Raw genomic sequence first — 2,580 nt, 5'->3', positions numbered from 1 at the left:
TGTTGCCGCTGACCGAAAACTGACCCAATAGAGGCTGTTCTGCCGACTGAAAACTGACCCAGGTGTTCAACTGCTTCTGCTCACTTTTCGAGCAGGAGAACACAGGGTGATCAGCATGGAAATGTTGGGAAAAATCCGGCGGATGTACTTCCGCGACAAGCTCTCGCTGCATCAGATAGCCAAGCGTACCGGGCTGTCGAGAAACACCATCCGAAAGTGGGTCAGAGCGCCCGAAGCCACTCAGCCGGCGTACCAACGGTGCGTAATCTTCAACAAACTCAGCCCATTTCACGACACGCTAGAACAGGCGCTGAAAGCCGATTCCTTCCGGGCAAAGCACAACCGCAGAAGCGCCAAGGCACTTTTCGAACAGATTAAGGCCGAGGGCTATGACGGCGGCTACAGCCAGCTCACGGCTTTTGTGCGCACTTGGCGAGGTGAGCAAGGCAAGTCTTTACGCGCTTTTGTGCCACTGACTTTTGCTCTGGGTGAGGCCTTTCAATTTGACTGGAGCGAAGAAGGTCTGCTGATCGGTGGGCTGTTTCGCCGCATCCAGGTCTCTCACATGAAGCTGTGTGCCAGTCGCGCGTTCTGGTTGGTTGCCTATCCCAGCCAAGGGCACGAAATGTTGTTCGACGCCCATACGCGCTCGTTTGGTGCGCTTGGCGGAGTGCCGCGTCGCGGCATTTACGACAACATGAAAACGGCTGTCGACAAGGTCAACAAAGGCAAAGGTCGCACGGTGAATGCCCGGTTTGCGGTCATGTGTGCCCACTACTTGTTCGATCCCGACTTCTGCAACGTAGCCTCCGGCTGGGAAAAGGGCATCGTCGAAAAGAACGTACAGGACAGCCGGCGGCGTATCTGGCTCGATGCTCAAAACTGCATGTTCCACACCTTTGAAGAACTGAATATCTGGCTCGGTCAACGCTGCCGGTCACTCTGGAGCGAACTGGTGCATCCGCAGTACAACGGGCTGACGGTGGCGGAGGTCTTGGAGCTGGAGCAGGTCGAAATGATGCCGATGCCCACAGCGTTTGATGGCTACGTCGAACGTACCGTGCGGGTCTCCAGCACCTGCCTGATCAGCGTGGCGCGAAATCGCTATTCAGTGCCATGTGAGCGCGTCGGCCAGTGGGTTAGCAGTCGTCTTTATCCATCCCGGATCGTGGTCATCGCCGATGAAACGGTGATTGCCAGTCACGAGCGCCTCTTTGATCGAGATCAGGTCAGTTTTGACTGGCAGCATTACATCCCGCTTATCGAGCGCAAGCCCGGTGCACTGCGTAATGGCGCGCCATTTGCCGATCTACCGAAGCCTTTGCTGCTTCTCAAGCGGGGATTGAGGCGTCACACCAACGGTGATCGAATCATGATGCAGGTACTGGCTGCTGTGCCTATCGCCGGTCTCGAACCGGTGCTGGTGGCGGTGGAGCTGGTGCTTGAGTCGGGAAGTCTGAGCGCCGATCACATCCTCAATGTCCTTGCTCGTCTGACCTCCACGGCACCACCTCCCTGCGTAGAAACCAGCCTGCAACTCAAGGTGGCGCCCGTTGCCAATACGGCTCGCTACGACCGGCTCCGTACGACCGATGAGGAGAACCGCAATGCGTGACTTAATGACAGAACTCAAAGAACTGCGCCTGCACGGCATGGCCAGTGCTTGGGACGAACTGGTCTCTCAAGGAACCGCCTCGACGGCTTCATCGAAATGGCTGCTGGAGCATCTGCTTCAACAGGAACAGGCGGATCGCGCGGTGCGCTCGGTGAACCACCAGATGAACATGGCAAAACTCCCCATGCACCGTGATTTAGCTGGCTTTGACTTCAGCGCTTCCAGCGCTGATGCCCGCTTGGTCAGCGATCTATCCAGCTTGGCGTTCACTGAGACCGCGCAGAATGTCGTGTTCATCGGCGGCCCTGGAACCGGGAAAACACATCTAGCCAGTGCCTTGGCTGTATCCGGAATCACGGCCCACAACAAACGCGTGCGCTTCTTTTCTACGGTGGATCTGGTGAATCTGCTGGAGCGTGAAAAGTACGATGGCAAGGCGGGACGGATCGCCCAGGGGCTGCTTCGCACAGACCTGGTGATACTTGATGAGCTGGGGTATTTGCCCTTCAGCCAGAGTGGCGGCGCTCTGTTATTTCACCTGCTGTCCAAATTGTACGAGCACACCAGCGTGGTTATCACCACCAACCTCAGCTTCTCAGAATGGTCGAGCGTATTTGGTGACGCCAAGATGACTACAGCGTTGCTGGATCGGCTGACACACCACTGCCACATCGTCGAAACGGGCAACGAGTCTTACCGCCTTCAACACAGCACCTTGGCCGCCCAGACAAAGATCAAATCACGAGAACGAAAGCGCAAGGATGGAGATGATATCGAGGACGATCAGCCGTTTTGATCCGCGTCATAAACGCCCTGCTGCATGCCTACATGTGGTGGGGCTGGATGCGTCGTCAACCAGAACACTGCTGCTAAGCTTATCCACAATTGCTGGGACAAAAATCAGCAATCCGTCCTGGGTCAATTTTCAATCGGCAGGGTGGGTCAGTTTTCAATCAGCGCCAACA

2 protein-coding genes are annotated in these 2,580 nt (G+C 56.3%); both read left to right on the top strand.

From position 1 onward, the window contains the following. Positions 1–115 precede the first annotated feature (115 nt). Positions 116–1,615 carry an IS21 family transposase gene (gene istA, locus CEC48_RS30730; protein WP_141099737.1) on the top strand — a complete coding sequence of 500 codons (1,500 nt, stop codon included), beginning with the start codon at positions 116–118 and terminating at the stop codon, positions 1,613–1,615. Further along, positions 1,608–2,411 (top strand): IS21-like element ISPsy20 family helper ATPase IstB, encoded by an 804-nt coding sequence (gene istB, locus CEC48_RS30725; RefSeq protein WP_088427245.1) that lies wholly within the window; start codon positions 1,608–1,610, stop codon positions 2,409–2,411. The genes istA and istB overlap by 8 nt, the downstream gene beginning before the upstream one ends. Positions 2,412–2,580: the final 169 nt, after the last annotated feature.

The organism is Pseudomonas sp. K2I15 (assembly GCF_002204795.1).
GTDB lineage: Bacteria > Pseudomonadota > Gammaproteobacteria > Pseudomonadales > Pseudomonadaceae > Aquipseudomonas.
This window is presented reverse-complemented; position numbering and strand designations above follow the sequence as displayed.

What these genes read in the sequence shown, in the direction of transcription:
- istA (WP_141099737.1), top strand. Translation starts at nt 116, where the DNA reads ATGGAAATGTTGGGAAAAATCCGGCGGATGTACTTCCGCGACAAGCTC.
- istB (WP_088427245.1), top strand. Translation starts at nt 1,608, where the DNA reads ATGCGTGACTTAATGACAGAACTCAAAGAACTGCGCCTGCACGGCATG.